We start from the raw sequence: 19,124 nt of genomic DNA, 5'->3' as shown, positions 1-19,124 counted from the left end.
GATTCCCAGGTGCAGATCATGAGCGACGTCACCCTGCAGAACTTCGAAGCCGAAGTCATCAATAGCCCCGTCCCGGTACTGGTCGATTTCTGGGCGCCCTGGTGTGGCCCTTGCCGCACACTCGGGCCCATGCTGGAAAAGCTCGAAGCCGAAGCCGGCGGCACGTGGAAGCTGGTCAAGGTCAATGTCGACGAGAACCAGCAGCTGGCCGGGCACTTTGGCGTGCGCAGCATTCCCCACGTGGTGGCGTTTGCCGGTGGGCAGGCGGTCAACCAGTTCGTGGGCGTGCTGCCGGAATCGCAACTGCGCGAGTTCATCGCTACGCTGGCCCCCGGCGACGGCGGGGCCACGGCGCCGGACCCCCAGGCGCTGGCCGCGGCCGGCGACCGGGAAGGCGCCAAGGCCGCGTGGCAGGCCGCGCTCGCAGAGGACCCGGAAAACGACCCGAATCGACTGGCCTATATCAGCTTCCTGCTCGACGGCGACGCCATCGACACCGCGGAAGCCGAGTTCGGCCGCCTGACGCCGCGCGCGCCGCAGGAAGACGGCTACGCCGCGCTGCGGACCCGGCTCGATGCGATGAAGGGACTCGACAGCCTGCCCGACGGCGCCGAACTGAAAGCGCAGGTCGAGGCCGAGCCGGCCAACCTGGCCGCGCGCCTGGATTTGGCAAAGGTGTTGATCGCGCGCCGCGAATACGAACCGGCGCTGGCGCAGCTGATGGAAATCGTGCGCCGCGACCGCGGCTTTGAAGACGACATCGGCCGCAAGACAATGCTGTCGGTGTTCGACTTGATGGCCGATTCGCCAGAAGTGGTATCGAAATGGCGCCGGCAACTGAGCACGGCGCTGAATTGAGTGGCGTTTGATTGACGCGCACCGGAGACGGGATTGCCCCTCCGGTGCGGAACAGCCTCAGACGGCCGGCGCCTCGATCAGCGAAAAGCCGTTGGCCTTCATATGCTCGACCATCATCGCGTCCATCGACTTCACATGATTGTCGAACCAGCCTGACAGTTCATCCACCAGGCGGCGGCCCAGCGACAGCCCGCCCTTGCCGGGCCCCTCCGGATCTTCCACTTCCTGCGCGATCTTGTCGCGCACGGCCTGCACCACCTGCAGCACGCCCTTGTGCTCGTTCGTATGGCAGAAGCGCGGGCCGAACTGCATGGCCTCCATCCACTGCTCTTCCTGTTCGAAATGGTGGCGCGTGTGCGCGATCCACGCGTCGTACGCCGCCAGGAAGCCGGCATCGTCCGATTTGGCCACGGCATCGAGCAGTTGCAGGAATTCCGCGTGCGTGGCGTCGGTGACGGGCTCGCCCAGCCGGAGTTCGTCTGGCAAGCCTTCCGAGGAAAGACCGTCGTAGGGGTTCTGTGCTGCAGACATGGATCTGAAAACTTTTCTTTGAGATAAGCGGCAAGGATACCGATTTCGCTACCGTCCGATCTGATTTTCCGCAAAGAACGGTATGCTTGACGCTCGCGCCCCTGGCAAGTGACGGATTTCCAGCAAGCCACCGACATGCCCCGACTGATCTTCTTCTGCGGCCACGCAGGCACCGGCAAGACTTCCCTCGCCCATCGGCTGATCGGCCCGCTGATGCAGGCCACCGGCGAGCCGTTCTGCCTGCTCGACAAGGACACGCTCTACGGGCGCTACAGCGCCGCCGCCATGCGCGCGATCACGGGCGATCCCAATGACCGCGACAGTCCGGCCTATCTGGATAATCTGCGAGACCCCGAATACGAGGGCCTGCTCGACACCGCCCGCGAAAACCTGACGCTGGGCATCAGTGTGATCGTGATCGGCCCACTGTCGCGCGAAATCCGCGCGCACCTGCTGACCGATCCGCAGTGGCTGCATGTCCCGGCGGGCACGCGCACCCAGATCGTGTGGGTACACCTGCCCGAGGACGAAGCCCACGCACGCATCATCCGCCGCGCCAACCCCAACGACGCCTACAAGCTCGCGCACTGGGACGCCTATCGCGCCCGGCGGTTTTCGCCGGACCCGGCCGAATATCCCGAACTGATCTTCTTCGACAACCAGGCGCCCGACGATGCCGCCGTGGACGGCCTGCTGCGGACGCTGGCCGCCTAGGGCTGGCCGGCTGCCAGCGCCCCGATCACCGCCGACGCCGCCACGAAGCCGAACACCGCCGTCACCGCCACCGACGAGCCAAATCCCGCGCAGGCCAGCCCTTGCGGGCCGCGCACCGGGGCCGGCGGCACCTCGTCGATTTCGCACGCCTGCTGCTCGGGCTCGGGATAGCGCAGCGGCTCGTCCGAATACACCGCCTCGATGCCGAACTTCTTCCTGGGATCGCGCGGAAAGCCCCACTGCCGGCGCAGGTTGCCGCGCACCTTGGCCAGCAACGGGTCCTGAATCGTGCGGGCCAGGTCCTCGATGCGCACGCGCGTGGGGTCCAGCTGACCGCCCGCGCCGCCGCACGTGATCACGCGCACGCCCTCGCGGCGGGCCCATCCCAGGATGGCGGTCTTGACCTTCACGGCATCGATGGCGTCGATCACGTAGTCAAAGCCTGATAGCAATTCCGCCACATTGTCTTCGGTCACGAAATCGTCGATCTGCGTCACGCGGCAACGCGGGTTGATCGCCACAATGCGCTCGGCCATGGCTTCCACCTTGGCGCGGCCGTAAGCGTCGCCTAGCGCGTGGATCTGCCGGTTGGTATTTGATGCGGCAATGTGATCGAGGTCGATCAGCGTGATGCGCCCCACCGCGTTGCGCGCCAGCGCCTCGGCCGCCCAGCTGCCCACGCCGCCGATGCCGATCACGCACACCCTGGCGGCCTCCAGCCGGGCCAGGCCATGCGCGCCGTACAGGCGGGCCACGCCGCCAAAGCGGCGATGGTAGTCGTCGTCGGCCGGGCTTTCGTGCGACAGGGGCGCGGGCAGGTCCTGATCCGCCAGGGGCGTAGGGGCGATGGTCATAGTGACTTTCTCAAATCTGCCGGCATTTTATGTCACCGGCGGGGATTCCTGCGGACGACGAACGCACAACGAATAGGCGTCCCGACGACCGCAATGTCAGCCTGAGGCCGACAACCGGGAACGATGGGGCTCCCTACAATTACCTGTGCAGTGGTTGATCCGCCGCACGGCTGCCACCAGGAGTCCACCCCTTATGCCCGCCTCGCGTCGCCACAAGATCGTCTTATGGAGCGTGTTCACGCCGTTGGCGCTGATCGCGATCCTTGTCGTCATCATCCTGACCTTCGACTGGAACCGGCTCAAGCCGTGGCTCAACGACAAGGTCACGGAGTCGATCGGGCGCCCCTTCGCCATCAATGGCGATCTGACCGTCACCTGGAAACGTGGCCAGGGCGAGACCGGCTGGCGTACGCTCGTGCCGTGGCCACGGCTGTCGGCCAAGGACATTTCCATCGGCAACCCCGACTGGGCCCAGGCGCCCAACATGGGCACGATTCGCGAACTGATCTTCGTGCTGCGCCCGCTGCCGCTGCTGGCCCATGAAATCAACGTGCCGACCATCGTCGTGGACAGCCCCGCCGTGTGGCTCGAACGGCTGGCCGACAAGCGCAACAACTGGACCTTCGACATGCGCAAGCAGACCGACTCGGGCAAGTCGAAATGGCACCTCGATGTGGGCGAAGTGGTCCTCCAGCGCGGCAACCTGGCGCTGGACGACGCGGCCGAGAAGATCCAGCTGCAGGCCACGCTGGACACGATTGGCGACCAGGCCATCTACGACAAGGCCCGCGACGGCGCGCTGATGCCGTCCGATGCCTCCGCTGTGGCGGCGTCGCAAGGCTCCGCCGCCTCCACGCCCGAAGCCAAGGCCAACGACAACAAGGGCGGCAAGGCTGGCAAGACCGGTAATGACGACCGCTACGGCATTCGCTGGAAAGCCGTGGGCCACTACAACAAGGCCACCGTCAACGCCACCGGCAAGGCCGGCACCGTGCTGAGCCTGCGCGACGTGGACACCCCTTATCCGGTACAGGCCGATGTGCGCGTGGGCGCCACCCGCGCCACGATGGAAGGCACGGTAACGAACCCGGCCCACCTCGGCGCGCTCGACGTCAACCTGACGCTGGCCGGCGACAGCCTGGCATCGCTCTACAACCTGACCGGCATCGTGCTGCCATCGACCCCGCCGTATGAAACGCGCGGCCGCCTGGTGGCCACGCTCAAGAAGGGAGCCTCCAGCTACACCTATCGCGACTTCACCGGCAAGGTCGGCAGCAGCGACCTGGGCGGCACGCTGACGTTTGCGCAGCATTCGCCCCGCCCGCTGCTGTCTGGCGAACTGGTGTCGAAGCAGCTGCTGTTCGACGACCTCGCGCCGCTGATCGGCGGCGGCGCCAAGCCGGGCCAGCCGGCCAAGGACAGCCCCGTGAAGCAGCCGGCGGACAAGAAGCTGCCCGTGGCGCCGTTCCGCACGGAACGCTGGGACGAGATCGATGCCGACGTGAAGTTCACCGGCAAGCGCATCGTCCGCAATGAAGACCTGCCGATCACGGACCTGACCACGCACCTGAAGCTGACCGATGGCGTGCTGCGGCTCGACCCGCTCAACTTCGGCGTGGCCGGCGGCAACCTGGTATCGACGGTCGAACTCGATGGCAAGCGCGAGCCGATGGGCGCGAAGGTCGACATGACCGCGCGGCACCTGAAGATCAAGCAGCTGTTCCCGAAGGTGGAAAGTACCCGCGCCAGCGTCGGCGAGGTCAACGGCAGCGCCAAGCTTTCGGCCACGGGCAATTCGGTTGCCGCGCTGATGGGTTCGTCGAACGGCGAGGCCAAGCTGCTGGTGGAAAACGGCACCGTCAGCAAGTTCATCCTCGAAGCCATCGGCCTGAACGTGGGCAGCGTGGTGATCTCGAAGCTGTTCGGCGACAAGGCGGTGCAGATCAACTGCGGCGTCAGCGCGTTCGGCTTCCAGAACGGCATTGCCCGGGCCCAGACCTTCGTGCTCGATACGCAGGACGCCATCATCACCACCGAGGGCGCGGTCGATTTCAAGGACGAGCGGCTGGCGCTGACGATCCATCCCGACTCGAAGGGGCTGCGCGTCATCTCGCTGCGCTCGCCGCTGTATGTGGGCGGTACGTTCAAGAATCCGTCGGTCAGCCCGAATATCGCCATCCTCGCGCTGCGTGCCGGCGGCGCGCTGGCGCTGGCACTGACCGCGCCGGTGGCCATGGTGGTGCCGCTGCTCGACATCTCGGGCGGCGGCGACGAAAGCGAGTGCGCCCGGCTGCTGGCGGAACTCAAGAAGCGGCCTACCGCCCCGCCGCCGGGCAAGACCTATCAGGGGCCAGCCGCGCCGAAGGGCCAGCAGCAGGCCGGCCCCCCTATCCCCGAATCGCCCACGAAGTCGGACGCCGCCCGTGGCGAGCCGGCCCCGCCGCCGACCAAGCCGCGCATGCCCGGCGCCACCGTGCAGCAACCCTTGCGGCCGGACCACGACAAGCAGCTCTACCAGGGCGGCTAGCGAACGGCGGCACGCCCGCCGCGCCCCGCCCGTCATCACACACTGACAACCTTGGCGAATCCGCAACACACCTGTACCAAATGTGTTGCGGATTTGGCACGCCCTCCCACACCGTTGTTGTGCAGACCGCACTGGCAGTCGCATAATCGGCTGGTCGTTGATTAAGCAAGCAATTAATGAACAACGACACGCAACGCCTTCGCTCGCCGGGTTCCAGTCCGGCCAGCGATGCCTTGTAGGTGCGGCTCCGGCCGCACTGATTTTCTTTTTCGCGCGTCTTATCGTCCGGATCGGAGACCCTTGCCGGCGGCGCGAACCACCTTCGCCGCCCCCGCGCACCCCCTGCCATGACGTTGCCTCATGCCGCCGTTCCCCCGATCAGCTGGCTGATCGCGCTGACGGTGTGCAATCACGTGGCGTTCAACGCCAGTCGTGTCGTCGTTTCCCTATTTGCCATCTCGCTCAAGGCGTCCACGGTCACGCTGGGCATCCTGATGTCGCTCTATGCGTTGCTGCCGATGTTCCTGGCGATTCGCGCCGGCAAGCGCATCGACCAGATCGGGCCGCGCCTGCCGATGACCGCCGGGTCGCTGATGGTGGTGGCCGGTACGCTGCTGCCGGCCGTCTGGCACGAGATTGCGTCGCTGTACGCGGCGTGCGCACTGATCGGCGTGGGTTTCATGCTGGTCCAGGTGGCCATGCAACTGCTGATCGGGCAGGTATCGACCAACGAGACCCGGCTGCGCAACTACACGTGGCATGCGCTGGGGCTGTCGATCTCGGGCACGCTCGGGCCGGTGGCCATGGGCTATACGATCGAACACGCAGGCTTTCGTGCCGCGTTCTGCATCCTGGTGGGCGTGGCGCTGCTGGGCCAGGCCGGGCTGCAGTATGTGCGGCCGCGCCTGCCGGCCACCGGCGGCAACGCGGGACGCATCGCCATCGAGGACGGCTCGCGCCGCTCCACGCTGGACCTGCTTCACCACCCCGAACTGCGCGCCGTGTTCGTCGCCAGCGCGGTGCTGTCTGCCGCGTGGGACCTGCACGCGTTCCTGATCCCGATCCAGGGCACGCATATCGGGCTGTCGCCGTCAATGATCGGCTGGGTGCTCGGGGCGTTCTCGATCGCCACGCTGACCATCCGGATTGCCATGCCGATGGTGTCCCGCCATTTCTCGGAATGGAAGATCATCCGCCTGGCGCTGCTGGTGGGGGCGCTGGCCTATGTGGTCTATCCGTTCGTCTCGCACTTCTGGCTCATGTGCGGCCTGGCGTTCGTGCTGGGGCTGGCGCTGGGCAGTGCCCAGCCCAACGTCATGAACATCCTGCATACGGCATCGCCTTCGGGCCGCGCCGGCGAGGCGCTGGGGCTGCGCTCGGCCGTGCTCAATACCAGCCAGGTGGTGTGGCCGCTCACGTTCGGTGTGGTGGGCACGGCGCTGGGCATGCTGCCGATCTTCCTGTCGATGGCCGGCGCCATGGGCATGGCCAACTACTATTCGCGCCGCCAGACACAAAAGATCGCCGCACCGAAACTGTCGGACTAGCCACCCGCAGATTCGTAAAACAGCGAGTCCGCCTTGCCATGGCGCAAATGCGGTGTGCGGCGCATTCGCTATACTCGAAGCATCCTCGTCCGCATGGTGCTCCGTGCGGACCGACTCTTCGATATGCGATATGACCCAACTCGCTGATCTGCGCCGCAACTACATGCTGAGCGCCCTTTCCGAAACCGACGTGGCAGGCGACCCGATCCGCCAGTTCCAGAACTGGTTCGACGAGGCCATGCAGGCCAAGCTGCCCGAACCCAACGCGATGACGCTGGCCACCGTAGGTGCCGACGGCCAGCCGTCGGCGCGCATCGTGCTGCTCAAGGGCATGGACGCCAACGGTTTCACGTTCTTCACCAACTACGAAAGCCGCAAGGGCCTGGATCTGGAAGCCAACCCGCGCGCGGCGCTGCTGTTCCACTGGGTGCAGCTCGAACGCCAGGTGCGTGTGGAAGGCGTGGTCGAAAAGGTGGACGATGCCGAGAGCGATGCCTACTATGCGTCGCGTCCGCTCGGATCTCGCCTGGGCGCCTGGGCCTCCGAACAAAGCCGCGAGGTGGCCGGCCGCGACGTGCTGGAAGCCCGCGAAGCCGACTTCCGCAGCAAGTTCGGCGACAACCCGCCGCGTCCGCCGCACTGGGGCGGGTACCGCCTGCGGCCCACGTGGATCGAATTCTGGCAGGGCCGGCCGTCGCGGCTGCACGACCGTATCGCGTTCCGGCAACAGGCCGACGGCAGCTGGCAGATCGTCCGGCTGTCGCCCTGACGTCGGCGCTGCGGGAATATCGCGGCACGGGGCGCGCGATCGCTGCATCGTCAATGTCTGCTTGTACTGACAGGCGCTGACCGCGGCGCCCCACACTGCACAATTCGGCGAATTGGCGTAAAGTTGTTGGGTTGCCGCACCGGCCATGCATCGGTGCGCCCCCAGGGCCAGTGCTGCGTACCACCACGCAGTCTGCGCAGCCGACCATGGGGCATTTCATTTCGAGAGGGATCATCAACCAATCGGGAGAAAGCCGCATGTTCTTCAAGCAAGCAATCGACAAGCAGCTTGATAGCTGGATTTCCGACGTGCGCGAGCACGCCAACCTGCCTGTCAGGCTACGTCTGTGGAATGGCAGCGAATACCAGCTGGGCAACTTCGACCAACCCGAGGTCACGCTGACCGTACGCGAGGCCTCGGCCCTGCCGCTGCTGCTCACGCCAAGCCTGGACAACCTCGGCGAGGCATATGTCCAGGAAAAGATCGATCTCGACGGCCGCCTGGCCGACATCATCAAGATGGCCTACGGCCTGTCGGCAGCCGCCGCGCGCAGTGCGGGCGGCGCCCTGGCCCGCGTGGCGCAGCACTTCACGCACAGCCGCTCCGAGGACAAGGCGTCGATCCAGTATCACTACGACGTTTCCAACGCGTTCTACCAGCTCTGGCTCGATCCGCGCATGGTGTACTCGTGCGCGTATTTCGAGGAAGGCACCGAAGACCTGGCCACCGCGCAGCTCAAGAAGATCGACCATATCCTGACCAAGATCCGCGTGCAGCCGGGCCAGACGCTGCTCGACATCGGCTGCGGCTGGGGCGCACTGGTGATCCGCGCCGCGCAGAAGTACGGCGCACGGTGCGTGGGCATCACGCTGTCGCAGAACCAGTTCGACCTGGCCACCGAGCGCGTGAAGGCCGCCGGGCTGCAGGACCGCATCGAGATCCGGCTGCAGGACTATCGCGACATCCAGGGCCAGTTCGACCGCATCACCAGCGTCGGCATGTTCGAGCACGTGGGCAAGGACAACCTGATCGGCTACTTCAGCCGCATGCGCGACCTGCTCAAGGACGATGGCGTGGCGATGAACCATGGCATCACGGCCACCGACCCCGACAGCGGCGCGGTGCCGCTCGACGGCTCGGGCTTCATGGACCGCTATGTGTTCCCGCAGGGCGAGCTGCCGCACATCAGCATGGTGCTCAATACCATGGCCAAGGGCGGGCTGGAGGCGTTCGACGTGGAACTGCTGCGCCGGCACTACGCCCAGACGCTGCGGCACTGGGCCGACAACTTCGAGACCAACGCCGACGCGATCCGCGCCATGGTGGGCGAGAAGAAGTACCGGATCTGGCGGGTCTACCTGGCCGGCTGCGAGCACGCGTTCACCAACAGCATCATGTCGCTGCACCAGGTGGTGTGTCAGAAGGCGAATCGCGCCGCCGACACGTTCCCGGTCTCGCGGCGCTATATTTACGCGTCTCCGATAGGCAATCCCGTCTGACGCTTGACTGACAACCTCGACCTGTTCGGCGATGCCCCGGCATCGCCGGACGCCCCGCCCCGGCCCGCCGCGGCCGGCACTCCCGAAAAGAAGACGCCCGCTGGCAAGATCGTCCAGCCCTGGACGCCCGATGCAGCGCTGACCGCGCTTGCCGGCCGGCTGCCGTCCAACCTGTATTTCGGCACCTCTTCGTGGTCGTACCCCGGCTGGCACGGCATGGTCTACGACGGCCAGTACACCGAAAGCCTGCTGTCCCGCAAGGGGCTGCGCGCCTGCGGGCAGCATCCGCTGCTGCGCGCGGCGGGCATCGACCGTGGCTTCTATGGCCCGATTCCGCTGGCCGACTACCTGGGCTACGCATCGCAGGTGCCGGAAGGTTTCCGCTTCCTGGTCAAGGCCCCGGCCAGCGTCTGCGATGCCTGGCTGCGCGGCCCCGATGGCGCCGGGCGCCTGGCCAACGCGGCGTTCCTGGACGCCGGGATCGCGATCCGCGATTTCATCGTGCCGGCCACCACTGGTCTTGGCCAACGCTGCGGCCCGCTGCTGTTCCAGTTGTCGCCGCTGCAAAGCGTGGCCGACGACGGCCCGGCGTTCTTCGCGCGGCTCGACGCCTTCCTGGCCGCGCTGCCGCCGCTGGACCCCAGCCTGACCCCGCACGCCTGCTATGCCGTGGAAATGCGCGATCCGGCGCTGCTGACACCGCGCTACATCCGCCTGCTGCGCGAACGCGGCGTACGCTTCTGCCTGGCCGCGCGCGACCGCCTGCCGCCGGTATCGCGCCAGGCCCACGCGCAGACGCTGATGGACGACGGGGCCCCCGGCCCGCTGGTGCTGCGCTGGATGCTGCGCGAGGGCCGCTCGTATGCGATGGCCGAAAAGGCCTACATGCCATTCGACAAGCTCGTGGACCCTGACGACGCAACGCGCGACGCCATCGCCGACGTGGTGGCGGGCACGCTGCGCGCCGGCCAGCCGGCCTATGTCATCGTCAGCAACAATGCCGAAGGCTGCGCACCGCAGAGCATCGCCCGGCTGGCCACGGCCATTGCCGATCGGCTGGAAAATGCGGCCTTGCCGGCCTAGCGGCGCATCCGATGCGAAAAATCTCGCCGTAACTGGGCCAGCTTGGGCGTGATCACGAACGCGCAGTAGCCCTGCGCGGGATGCTCCTGATAGTAGTTCTGGTGGCTCATCTCGGCGCGCCAGTACGGCTGCTCGGGTTCGAGCTGCGTGACGATCGGCGCATCGAACACCTTGTTGACGACCAGTTCGCCCATGACATACTCGGCCACGGCGCGCTGGGCCTCGGAATGGGTGAAGATGATCGAGCGGTACTGCGGGCCCACGTCGTTGCCCTGCCGATTGAGCTGCGTCGGATCATGGATCGAGAAGAAGATCTCCAGGATTTCGCGAAAAGTGATCGTGGCCGGGTCGAAGGTCACACGCACCACTTCGGCGTGGCCCGTGTCGCCCTCGCATACCTGGCGATAGGTGGGATTGTGGATATGGCCGCCGGTGTAGCCCGACTCCACGGCACGCACGCCATCCACCTGCTGGAACACCGCCTCCAGGCACCAGAAACACCCGCCACCGAGCGTGGCAATCTCAAGTTCGTGATCCATCTGCGCGCTCCCTTTCCCGCGTCCAGGGGGTTCCGATACCACGCCGGCTCTGGCGGCATCGATTTCCAGCATAAGCAATGGCGCCCCGCACTGCCGTGAAAAATGAAACAAGTGCAATCCGGCTGGCACAGAGACCGTCCGATGTATCGCAGGAGCCACGTCGGGGTGCCATGTCCGGAGTCCGCTACAATCGCACTGGTACTGGCGCCCGTCGGCGCACGTGAATGGGCTGCGCGGGACCCGAAAGCGCCCGCCAGGCCGCGTGGGCCCGCAAAATGTGTGCGCCAGGCCACTGAAATTGCCGCCCCCCAGGATTACGTTTGGCGTGTTGAATGCGCGCCGGCCATCCCGATATGAAGATCATGGATTTGTGTGGAGCCCGAGAGGGCATGCCCGAGGCCGCCGCCCCCGCCCCCCAGCGCCGCAAGGCCGCCGCCCCCGATTTCGACAGCGGTCACTTCAAGCGCGCGCTGTCGCAGTTCGCCACAGGTGTGACGGTCATCACCACGCGCGCCGCTGGCCCATCGCACGCCAACGACGTGCCGTTCGTCGGCATCACGGCCAGCTCGTTCAACTCGGTCTCGCTCGATCCGCCCCTGGTGCTGTGGAGCATGGCCACGCGCGCCAACAGCCTGCCGATGTTCCGCGATGGCTCGCACTACATCATCAATGTGCTTGCCGCCTCACAGCTGGACTTGTGCCAGCGGTTTGCCACGCTCAAGGGCGACCGCTTTGCCGGCGTGGACTATCGGTTGTCGGAGACCGGCCTGCCCATCCTGGCCAATGCGCTGGCCTGGTTCGAGTGCCACAACCGCAGCCGCTATGACGAGGGCGACCACGTGATCTTCGTCGGCGAAGTGGAACGCTGCGGCATTCTCGACGCCGGCGGCGAGCCGCTCGTGTTCCAGGGGGCGCAATTTTCCACGCTGTGCCCGCTCGATCCGCTCGATCAGATCGCGCCGCGCGAACGCTAGGTCACGGCCTGGCGTCCTTGCTGTCCTTCAGGATCGCCAGTGGCGATCCGTCCGTCTTGATCCGCTGCAGGACGATGTTCGAGCGGATATCCATCACGCCAGGCGTGCGATATAGCCGATTCACGATGAAATCGGAGTAGTGCTTCAGGTTGCGCGCCTGCACCCGCAGGATGTAGTTGCTGTCACCCGTGATCACATAGGCGGTCAGTACCTCCGGCCAGGTCTGCACCACGGCGTTGAACGTGTCGTGCCACCCTTCCACGTCGTGCCGCATCGACACCTGCACGATCGCCTCGATCTCCAGCCCCAGCTGCTCGGCGTCGAACCACGCCTTGTAGCCGCCAATCACCCCGATTTCTTCCAGCAGCCGCACGCGGCGCAAGCAAGCAGATGGCGATAACGCCACACGATCGGCCAGGTCCTGATTGCTGATGCGACCGTTCTCCTGCAGCGCCGTCAGGATGCGTAAATCTATCGGATCGAGGGTCATTTCGCAGAATCCACATCTTTCTATTGGAATCACACAATTTTATGCGAAAGATGCCGTGATCGACGGACCATTTCGCAAGCCTCTTCTCGGCGCTTTTGACTATGATCCCCACACGCACCGCGTCTTCAGAAACGCGCCCCGGAGATTGCCAGTCACCATGCCGAACGCCCCCACGAACGCACCCAGCCGCGCCACGCGCCAGATCTGGGATATCAGCCCGCCGGTGTCGAACGCCACGCCGGTCTGGCCCGGCGACACGCCGTTCCGGCACGAGCCCGCGTGGCAACTGGACGCGCACTGTCCGGTCAACGTTGGCCGTATTACGATGTCGCCGCACACCGGCGCCCATGCCGATGCGCCGCTGCACTACGCGGCCGACGGCGCGCCGATCGGCGCCGTCCCGCTCGACGCCTACCTGGGCCCTTGCCGCGTGATCCACTGCATCGGCGCGGCGCCGCGCGTGGAGCCGCACCACATCGAAACCGCTCTGGCCGACGTGCCGCCGCGCGTGCTGCTGCGGACCTACCGGCAGGCGCCGCTGGGGGTGTGGAATTCGGCGTTCTGCGCTGTCGCCCCCGAGACCATCGCGCTGCTGGCCCGCCACGGCGTGAAGCTGATCGGCATCGACACGCCGTCGCTGGACCCCGAAACCTCGAAGACGATGGACGCCCACCACGCGGTGCGCGACCACCGGCTGGCCATTCTCGAAGGCATCGTGCTCGACGACGTGCCGGCCGGCGACTACGAACTCATCGCGCTGCCGCTGCGCCTGGCCACGCTCGACGCGAGCCCGGTCCGCGCGGTGCTGCGCGCACTCTGAATCCGCCCGAACCCTCTGGACACTGAAAGCATGACCAACCTGACACGTGAACGCTGCCAGGCGCTGGACCGGGACGACCCGCTCCGCGCGCTGCGCGAACAGTTTGCCCTGCCTGACGGCGTGATCTACCTCGATGGCAACTCGCTGGGCGCCCGCCCGCGCGCCGCCGCGGCGCGTGCCGCCGAGGTGGTCAGCAGCGAATGGGGTGATGGCCTGATCCGCAGCTGGAACACCGCCGGCTGGTTCGACCTGCCGGGCCGGCTGGGCAACCGCCTGGCGCCGCTGATCGGCGCGGGCCACGACGAGGTGGTGGTGACCGACACCACGTCGATCAACCTGTTCAAGGTGCTGGCCGCCGCACTGCGCGTGCAGCAGCAGCGCGATCCGGCGCGCCGCGTGATCGTGTCCGAGGCCAGCAACTTCCCGACCGATCTCTATATCGCCCAGGGCCTGGCCGACCTGCTGCAGCAGGGCTACGAGGTACGCCTGGTCAACAGTCCCGACGAGATCGACGCCGCCGTGGGCGCCGATACGGCCGTGCTGATGCTGACGCACGTGAACTACAAGACCGGCGAGATGCTCGACATGGCCGGCCTGACCGAACTCGCGCACGCCCGCGGCGTGCTGACCGTGTGGGATCTGGCCCACTCGGCTGGCGCCGTGCCGGTGGACCTGACCGCCGCCCGCGCGGACTACGCCATCGGCTGCACGTACAAGTACCTGAACGGCGGTCCGGGTTCGCCGGCCTTCGTCTGGGTGGCGCCCGCGCTGCGCGACCAGTTCTGGCAGCCGCTGTCGGGCTGGTGGGGCCACGGCGCGCCGTTCGCGATGTCGCCGCAGTACGCGCCCGCCAAGGGCATCGGCCGCTTCCTGTGCGGCACGCAGCCGGTCACGTCGCTGGCGATGGTCGAATGCGGCCTGGACATCTTCGCCCAGACCAGCATGAGCGCGCTGCGCGCGAAGTCGCTCAAGCTGACCGACCTGTTTATCGAACTCGTCGAATCACGATGCGCCAGGCACCCGCTGACGCTGGTCACGCCGCGCGCCCATACCCGGCGCGGCAGCCAGGTGAGCTTTGCGCATCCGGACGGCTACGCGCTGGTGGCCGCGCTGATCGAGCGTGGCGTGATTGGCGACTATCGCGAACCCGGCATTGCCCGCTTCGGCTTCACGCCCCTGTACACGACCTTCACCGAAGTCTGGGATGCCGTGGAAATCATGCGCGACGTGCTGGACAGCGGCGCCTATCGCGACGCCCGCTTTGCGGTGCGCACGGCGGTGACCTGAGCGGAGCGCATCATGAGTGAATTCAAGGGATGCCCGATGGGGCACGGCAGCCAGCCGGCCGACGCGGCCGGCGAGGATGGCTGGCATGGCGCGCAGATGGACTTCGCCCGCGACATGAGCTACGGCGACTATCTGGGCCTGGATCAGATCCTGAGCGCGCAGCACCCGCTGTCGCCGGACCACAACGAGATGCTGTTCATCGTCCAGCACCAGACCACCGAGCTGTGGATGAAGCTGATGCTGCACGAACTGCGCGCCGCACGCGATGGGGTGAAGACCGACCAGCTGCGCCCGGCGTTCAAGATGCTCGCGCGCGTATCGCGCATCATGGACCAGCTGGTGCAGGCCTGGAACGTGCTGGCCACCATGACGCCGCCCGAATACTCGGCCATGCGCCCGTACCTGGGCGCATCGTCCGGCTTCCAGTCGTACCAGTATCGCGAGATCGAGTTCATCCTGGGCAACAAGAACGCGGCCATGCTGCGGCCCCACGCGCACCGGGCCGAACATCTGGAACTGGTGGAAACGGCGCTGCATACGCCGTCGATGTACGACGAGGCGATCCGGCTGATGGCGCGGCGCGGGTTCCGGATCGACGCCGACGTGGTGGACCGCGACTGGACCCAGCCCACGCAGTACAACGCGTCGGTGGAGGCGGCCTGGCTGGAGGTGTATCGCAACCCGTCGGCGCATTGGGAACTCTACGAACTGGGCGAAAAGTTCGTCGACCTGGAGGATGCCTTCCGCCAATGGCGATTCCGCCATGTGACCACGGTGGAGCGCGTGATCGGCTTCAAGCGCGGCACCGGCGGCACCGAAGGCGTCAGCTACCTGCGCCGGATGCTCGATGTGGTGCTGTTCCCCGAACTGTGGAAGCTGCGGACGGATCTGTGATCCGGCGGTGTCAGGCTTCGCGCTGGCGCAAGGCGGGAGCGCGGCGCGACGCCTGCCCTACCGCCCCGCCGGATCGGACAGCCTGACCCCCAGCGCCTGAAGCGCGGGCGCCAGCTTCTCGTGGAACGTCTCTTCGCTGACGGCCCCGTAGGACGCACTGCAGCTCAGCATGTGCAGATCCTTCTCACCCACCGGCTTGAACGCCACCGCGCAGGCGTGAATGGCCGGGTGCCAGTCGCGGAACGACGCGGCATAGCCGTCGCGCTCGGCCTGGGCCAGCGCGGCGCGCATCGGGGCCTCCTGCTGCTTCCATTGTTCCGGATACGTCTGGGCAAATTCGGCCAGCACCTTGTCGCGCCGCGCCGCCGGCAGCGCGGCCAGATAGGCCCGCCCCATCGAACTCGACACCAGCGACAGGCGCGAGCCCACCCCCAGACCCAGCATCACACCGGCATCGTTCCGGATCGATTCCATGTAGATGACTTCCATGCGCTCGCGCTTGCCCAGCGACACCGACACGCCATACGACTGCGCGAAGGCCAGCATGTGCGGCCGTGCCAGCGTCACCACGTCGGACGCGGCCAGGTAGGAAAACCCCAGCGCCAGCACGCCGGCATCGAGCGCGTACTTGCCCAGGCTGTCGTCGTAGCGCAGGTAGCCCAGCTGCACCAGCGTGCCGGCCAGCCGGCTCACGGTGGCCTTCGGAAACCCGGTGCGACGCACGAAATCCTGGTTGCCCAGCATCGCCTCGCCGGTGCGGAAGCAGCGCAGCAGCTCCAGCCCGCGCGCCAGCGCCGTCACGAAATTGGGGTCGCTCTCGCGTTCCTTCTGGACCGGCTCGGCGGCCGCGACAGTGGATGGGGTCAAGAGACAGCTCCTGTGGAAGTGGTCGATTGCCGAACGCTAATCATTGGGAGCCGGATTTCCCCCTGTTGCAGCGCGAATCGGTTCAGCTATACTAGCTCATCGGAACAAGGTTCCGCAATGCGGAACCGCAACTTTTTGATCGACCGGATCGAATGAAGGCGGCACTGCCTTCACCGCGCCACCAAAGAAGGAGACCTCCATGGCTGCCAACGCCGAATTCCACTGGGCCGACCCCCTGCTGCTGGACCAGCAACTGACCGACGACGAGCGCATGATCCGTGACGCTTCGGCGGCCTATTGCCAGGACAAGCTCATGCCGCGCGTGCTGCAGTCGTTCCGCAACGAGAAGACCGACGTGGAGATCTTCCGCGAGATGGGCGAACTGGGCCTGCTCGGCCCGACCATCCCCGAACAGTACGGCGGCCCGGGCCTGAACTACGTCAGCTACGGCCTGATCGCGCGGGAGGTGGAGCGTGTGGATTCGGGCTATCGCTCGATGATGAGCGTGCAGTCGTCGCTGGTCATGGTGCCGATCTACGAATTCGGCAGCGAGGCGCAGAAACAGAAGTACCTGCCCAAGCTGGCCACCGGCGAATGGATCGGCTGCTTCGGCCTGACCGAACCGAACCACGGCTCGGACCCGGGCTCGATGGTCACGCGCGCCAGGAAGGTGGACGGCGGCTTCGAACTGAGCGGCGCCAAGATGTGGATCACGAACTCGCCGATCGCCGATGTCTTCGTGGTGTGGGCCAAGCTGGCCGGCGAAGACGGCAAGGAAGACATCCGCGGCTTCATCCTGGAAAAGGGCTGGAAGGGCCTGAGCGCCCCGGCCATCCACGGCAAGGTGGGCCTGCGCACGTCGATCACCGGCGAAATCGTGCTGGACCAGGTTTTCGTGCCCGAAGAGAACATCATGCCGGGCGTGAAGGGCCTGAAGGGTCCGTTCACCTGCCTGAACTCGGCCCGTTACGGTATCGCCTGGGGCGCGCTGGGCGCCGCCGAGTTCTGCTGGCACACCGCGCGCCAGTACACGCTGGACCGCAAGCAGTTCGGCCGTCCGCTGGCGCAGACGCAGCTGGTACAGAAGAAGCTGGCCGACATGCAGACCGAGATCACGCTGGGCCTGCAGGGCTGCCTGCGCCTGGGCCGCATGAAGGACGAAGGCACCGCCGCGGTGGAAATCACCTCGATCATGAAGCGCAATTCGTGCGGCAAGTCGCTGGACATTGCCCGCGTGGCGCGCGACATGCTGGGCGGCAACGGCATTTCGGACGAATTCGGCGTGATCCGCCACGTGGTGAACCTGGAAGTGGTGAACACGTATGAAGGCACGCACGACATCCACGCGCTGATCCTGGGCCGCGCCCAGACCGGCCTGCAGGCCTTCTTCTGATCGTCCGGACGTAAAAAAGCCCGGCTGGAAAGCCGGGCTGAAGCACACTACCAAGGAGACGACGGGCACGACCCCGCCGTTTTACGACATCGGCAACGCCATACCGAGCCGGGCCGGGGACCCACCCCGCGCCCGGCTTTTTCTTACTTGTTCGGTTGCGGCGTCAGGCGCAGGTACGGACGCACCGCCTTGTAGCCCTTCGGGAATTTCTGGCGGATCACCGCTTCGTCCTTCAGCGACGGCACGATGACCACGTCGTCGCCATCCTGCCAGTTGCCCGGCGTGGCCACGCTGTGGTGATCGGTCAGTTGCAGCGAATCGATGACGCGCAGGATTTCATTGAAATTTCTACCGGTGCTTGCAGGATAGGTAATGATCAGGCGCACCTTCTTCTTCGGGTCGATCACGAACAGCGAGCGCACGGTCAGCGTCTCATTCGCATTCGGATGGATCATGTCGTAGAGCTCGGACACCTTGCGGTCGCTGTCCGCCAGGATCGGGAAATTGACCGAGGTCGACTGGGTCTCGTTGATATCCTGGATCCAGCCCTTGTGCGACGCCACGCTGTCCACGGACAGGGCGATGGCCTTCACGTTGCGCCTGGCGAACTCTTCCTTCAGCTTGGCGGTCAGGCCCAGTTCCGTCGTGCAAACGGGGGTGTAGTCGGCGGGGTGCGAGAACAGGACACCCCAGCCTTCGCCGAGCCATTCATGAAAGCGGATGCGGCCCTCGCTCGATTCTTGCTCGAAGTCCGGTGCGGTATCGCCAAGACGCAGTGCCATGAGTGAAGTCTCCAGAGAAACGGAAAATAAACGAAAGTAAGGAAAGGTAAAAACCGGTGAACCAGCTTAGTTGGATTGCCATCCAACCCAAACGAATATAAAGTCACTACAAAATCACTCGAAGTCATAAAGACCGGGTGATCGGGCCATGGTTCCTTGTGGCGACGCTGCCCCCGGGGCCGATGGCACATTTGGTGACAGTGATACGGCATTGTGTCGGCGAGCTTGAAACGATGGGCAGCCGCCACATATGCTAGGTGGACGACAAGAAATGCCACAAGCCCGAGCGGGCAAGGCAAAATGTCACCACTTGAACCTAACCGCCCGCAACAGGAGAAACTGATGAGCGATGTCAAGACCGTTCTGTCCGACGCCGAAGAACTGCTTAAGCAAGCGGCCTCGACCACCGGCGAGAAAGCTGCCGAACTGCGCGAGCGTGGCATGGGCCTGCTGAAGCAGGCCAAGGAAAAGGCCCAGGACTTGCAGGATGCCGTCGTGACCAAGAGCAAGGCGGCCGCCCGTGCCACCGACGACTATGTGCATGACCATCCGTGGCGCGCCGTGGGCGTGGCCGCCGGCGTGGGCCTGCTGATCGGTCTGCTGCTGAACCGCAAGTAAGCAGCCCTGTAGTACTGTAGCAATACGCATTACCAGCCCCGGCTGCGCATCTGCGCCGGGTGCATGCAGTCTTGAAGA

19 protein-coding genes are annotated in these 19,124 nt (G+C 65.9%); 13 read left to right on the top strand and 6 right to left on the bottom strand.

Annotation, left to right across the window (positions count from 1 at the left end; translation table 11 throughout):
* Positions 1-18: 18 nt before the first annotated feature.
* On the top strand, positions 19-858 hold the full coding sequence (gene trxA / locus AC24R4_RS21060; protein ID WP_400392400.1) for a thioredoxin: 840 nt from the start codon (positions 19-21) through the stop codon (positions 856-858).
* A 57-nt stretch (positions 859-915) separates the two neighbouring features.
* Here trxA and AC24R4_RS21055 read toward each other — a convergent pair whose 3' ends face one another.
* Positions 916-1,389, bottom strand: coding sequence for a bacteriohemerythrin (locus AC24R4_RS21055; protein WP_400392403.1), 474 nt, complete (start codon positions 1,387-1,389; stop codon positions 916-918).
* A 135-nt stretch (positions 1,390-1,524) separates the two neighbouring features.
* Here AC24R4_RS21055 and AC24R4_RS21050 point away from each other — a divergent pair, with 135 nt between their 5' ends.
* The gene (locus AC24R4_RS21050) at positions 1,525-2,103 is read left to right on the top strand and encodes a P-loop nucleotide/nucleoside kinase family protein (protein WP_400392405.1); all 579 of its coding nucleotides are present in this window, start codon (positions 1,525-1,527) and stop codon (positions 2,101-2,103) included.
* Here the strand turns inward: AC24R4_RS21050 and tcdA are convergent.
* Entirely contained in the window at positions 2,100-2,957 is an 858-nt protein-coding gene (gene tcdA, locus AC24R4_RS21045; RefSeq protein ID WP_400392408.1) for a tRNA cyclic N6-threonylcarbamoyladenosine(37) synthase TcdA, read from the bottom strand. The genes AC24R4_RS21050 and tcdA overlap by 4 nt on opposite strands.
* Positions 2,958-3,150: 193 nt before the next feature.
* Between tcdA and AC24R4_RS21040 the strand changes: the two genes are divergently transcribed.
* From AC24R4_RS21040 to AC24R4_RS21020, 5 genes are all read left to right on the top strand, one after another.
* The gene (locus AC24R4_RS21040) at positions 3,151-5,484 is read left to right on the top strand and encodes an AsmA family protein (RefSeq protein WP_400392411.1); all 2,334 of its coding nucleotides are present in this window, start codon (positions 3,151-3,153) and stop codon (positions 5,482-5,484) included.
* Between the two features lie 347 nt (positions 5,485-5,831).
* Positions 5,832-7,031, top strand: a complete 1,200-nt coding sequence (locus tag AC24R4_RS21035) for an MFS transporter (protein ID WP_400392413.1) — start codon at positions 5,832-5,834, stop codon at positions 7,029-7,031.
* A gap of 130 nt (positions 7,032-7,161) precedes the next feature.
* A complete protein-coding gene (gene pdxH / locus AC24R4_RS21030) occupies positions 7,162-7,800 on the top strand; it encodes a pyridoxamine 5'-phosphate oxidase (RefSeq protein ID WP_153945591.1) in 639 nt (212 codons plus the stop codon).
* Between the two features lie 257 nt (positions 7,801-8,057).
* Positions 8,058-9,299, top strand: a complete 1,242-nt coding sequence (locus AC24R4_RS21025) for a class I SAM-dependent methyltransferase (protein ID WP_400392416.1) — start codon at positions 8,058-8,060, stop codon at positions 9,297-9,299.
* Positions 9,300-9,302: 3 nt separating this feature from the next.
* Positions 9,303-10,382, top strand: coding sequence for a DUF72 domain-containing protein (locus AC24R4_RS21020; RefSeq protein WP_400392419.1), 1,080 nt, complete (start codon positions 9,303-9,305; stop codon positions 10,380-10,382).
* On the opposite strand, the gene msrA is transcribed toward AC24R4_RS21020, so the two are convergent.
* Positions 10,379-10,921 carry a peptide-methionine (S)-S-oxide reductase MsrA gene (gene msrA / locus AC24R4_RS21015; RefSeq protein WP_487523566.1) on the bottom strand — a complete coding sequence of 181 codons (543 nt, stop codon included), beginning with the start codon at positions 10,919-10,921 and terminating at the stop codon, positions 10,379-10,381. The genes AC24R4_RS21020 and msrA overlap by 4 nt on opposite strands.
* 332 nt (positions 10,922-11,253) lie before the next feature.
* Here msrA and AC24R4_RS21010 point away from each other — a divergent pair, with 332 nt between their 5' ends.
* Complete coding sequence (locus tag AC24R4_RS21010) at positions 11,254-11,895, top strand: flavin reductase family protein (RefSeq protein ID WP_400393508.1); 642 nt, start codon at positions 11,254-11,256, stop codon at positions 11,893-11,895.
* Position 11,896: 1 nt separating this feature from the next.
* Here the strand turns inward: AC24R4_RS21010 and AC24R4_RS21005 are convergent, their stop codons facing one another.
* Positions 11,897-12,385: an Lrp/AsnC family transcriptional regulator gene (locus AC24R4_RS21005; RefSeq protein WP_400393506.1), complete on the bottom strand. Its 489-nt coding sequence runs from the start codon at positions 12,383-12,385 to the stop codon at positions 11,897-11,899.
* Positions 12,386-12,542: 157 nt separating this feature from the next.
* Here AC24R4_RS21005 and kynB point away from each other — a divergent pair, with 157 nt between their 5' ends.
* The 3 genes from kynB to kynA are packed head-to-tail and all read left to right on the top strand — an operon-like array spanning position 12,543 to position 15,386.
* The gene (kynB, locus tag AC24R4_RS21000) at positions 12,543-13,205 is read left to right on the top strand and encodes an arylformamidase (protein WP_400393504.1); all 663 of its coding nucleotides are present in this window, start codon (positions 12,543-12,545) and stop codon (positions 13,203-13,205) included.
* Positions 13,206-13,235: 30 nt separating this feature from the next.
* Positions 13,236-14,492 carry a kynureninase gene (gene kynU, locus AC24R4_RS20995; RefSeq protein ID WP_400393503.1) on the top strand — a complete coding sequence of 419 codons (1,257 nt, stop codon included), beginning with the start codon at positions 13,236-13,238 and terminating at the stop codon, positions 14,490-14,492.
* A gap of 12 nt (positions 14,493-14,504) precedes the next feature.
* Positions 14,505-15,386, top strand: a complete 882-nt coding sequence (gene kynA / locus AC24R4_RS20990) for a tryptophan 2,3-dioxygenase (protein ID WP_400393501.1) — start codon at positions 14,505-14,507, stop codon at positions 15,384-15,386.
* Between the two features lie 57 nt (positions 15,387-15,443).
* Here the strand turns inward: kynA and AC24R4_RS20985 are convergent, their stop codons facing one another.
* The gene (locus AC24R4_RS20985) at positions 15,444-16,253 is read right to left on the bottom strand and encodes an IclR family transcriptional regulator (protein ID WP_400393499.1); all 810 of its coding nucleotides are present in this window, start codon (positions 16,251-16,253) and stop codon (positions 15,444-15,446) included.
* 199 nt (positions 16,254-16,452) lie between these two features.
* Here AC24R4_RS20985 and AC24R4_RS20980 point away from each other — a divergent pair, with 199 nt between their 5' ends.
* Entirely contained in the window at positions 16,453-17,646 is a 1,194-nt protein-coding gene (locus tag AC24R4_RS20980; protein ID WP_400393497.1) for an acyl-CoA dehydrogenase, read from the top strand.
* A gap of 143 nt (positions 17,647-17,789) precedes the next feature.
* Here the strand turns inward: AC24R4_RS20980 and AC24R4_RS20975 are convergent, their stop codons facing one another.
* A complete protein-coding gene (locus AC24R4_RS20975) occupies positions 17,790-18,428 on the bottom strand; it encodes a peroxiredoxin (protein ID WP_400393495.1) in 639 nt (212 codons plus the stop codon).
* 300 nt (positions 18,429-18,728) lie between these two features.
* Here AC24R4_RS20975 and AC24R4_RS20970 point away from each other — a divergent pair, with 300 nt between their 5' ends.
* A complete protein-coding gene (locus tag AC24R4_RS20970; protein ID WP_349632244.1) occupies positions 18,729-19,046 on the top strand; it encodes an ElaB/YgaM/YqjD family protein in 318 nt (105 codons plus the stop codon).
* Positions 19,047-19,124 lie beyond the last annotated feature (78 nt).

Source organism: Cupriavidus sp. CER-90 (assembly GCF_057652055.1).
This window is presented reverse-complemented; position numbering and strand designations above follow the sequence as displayed.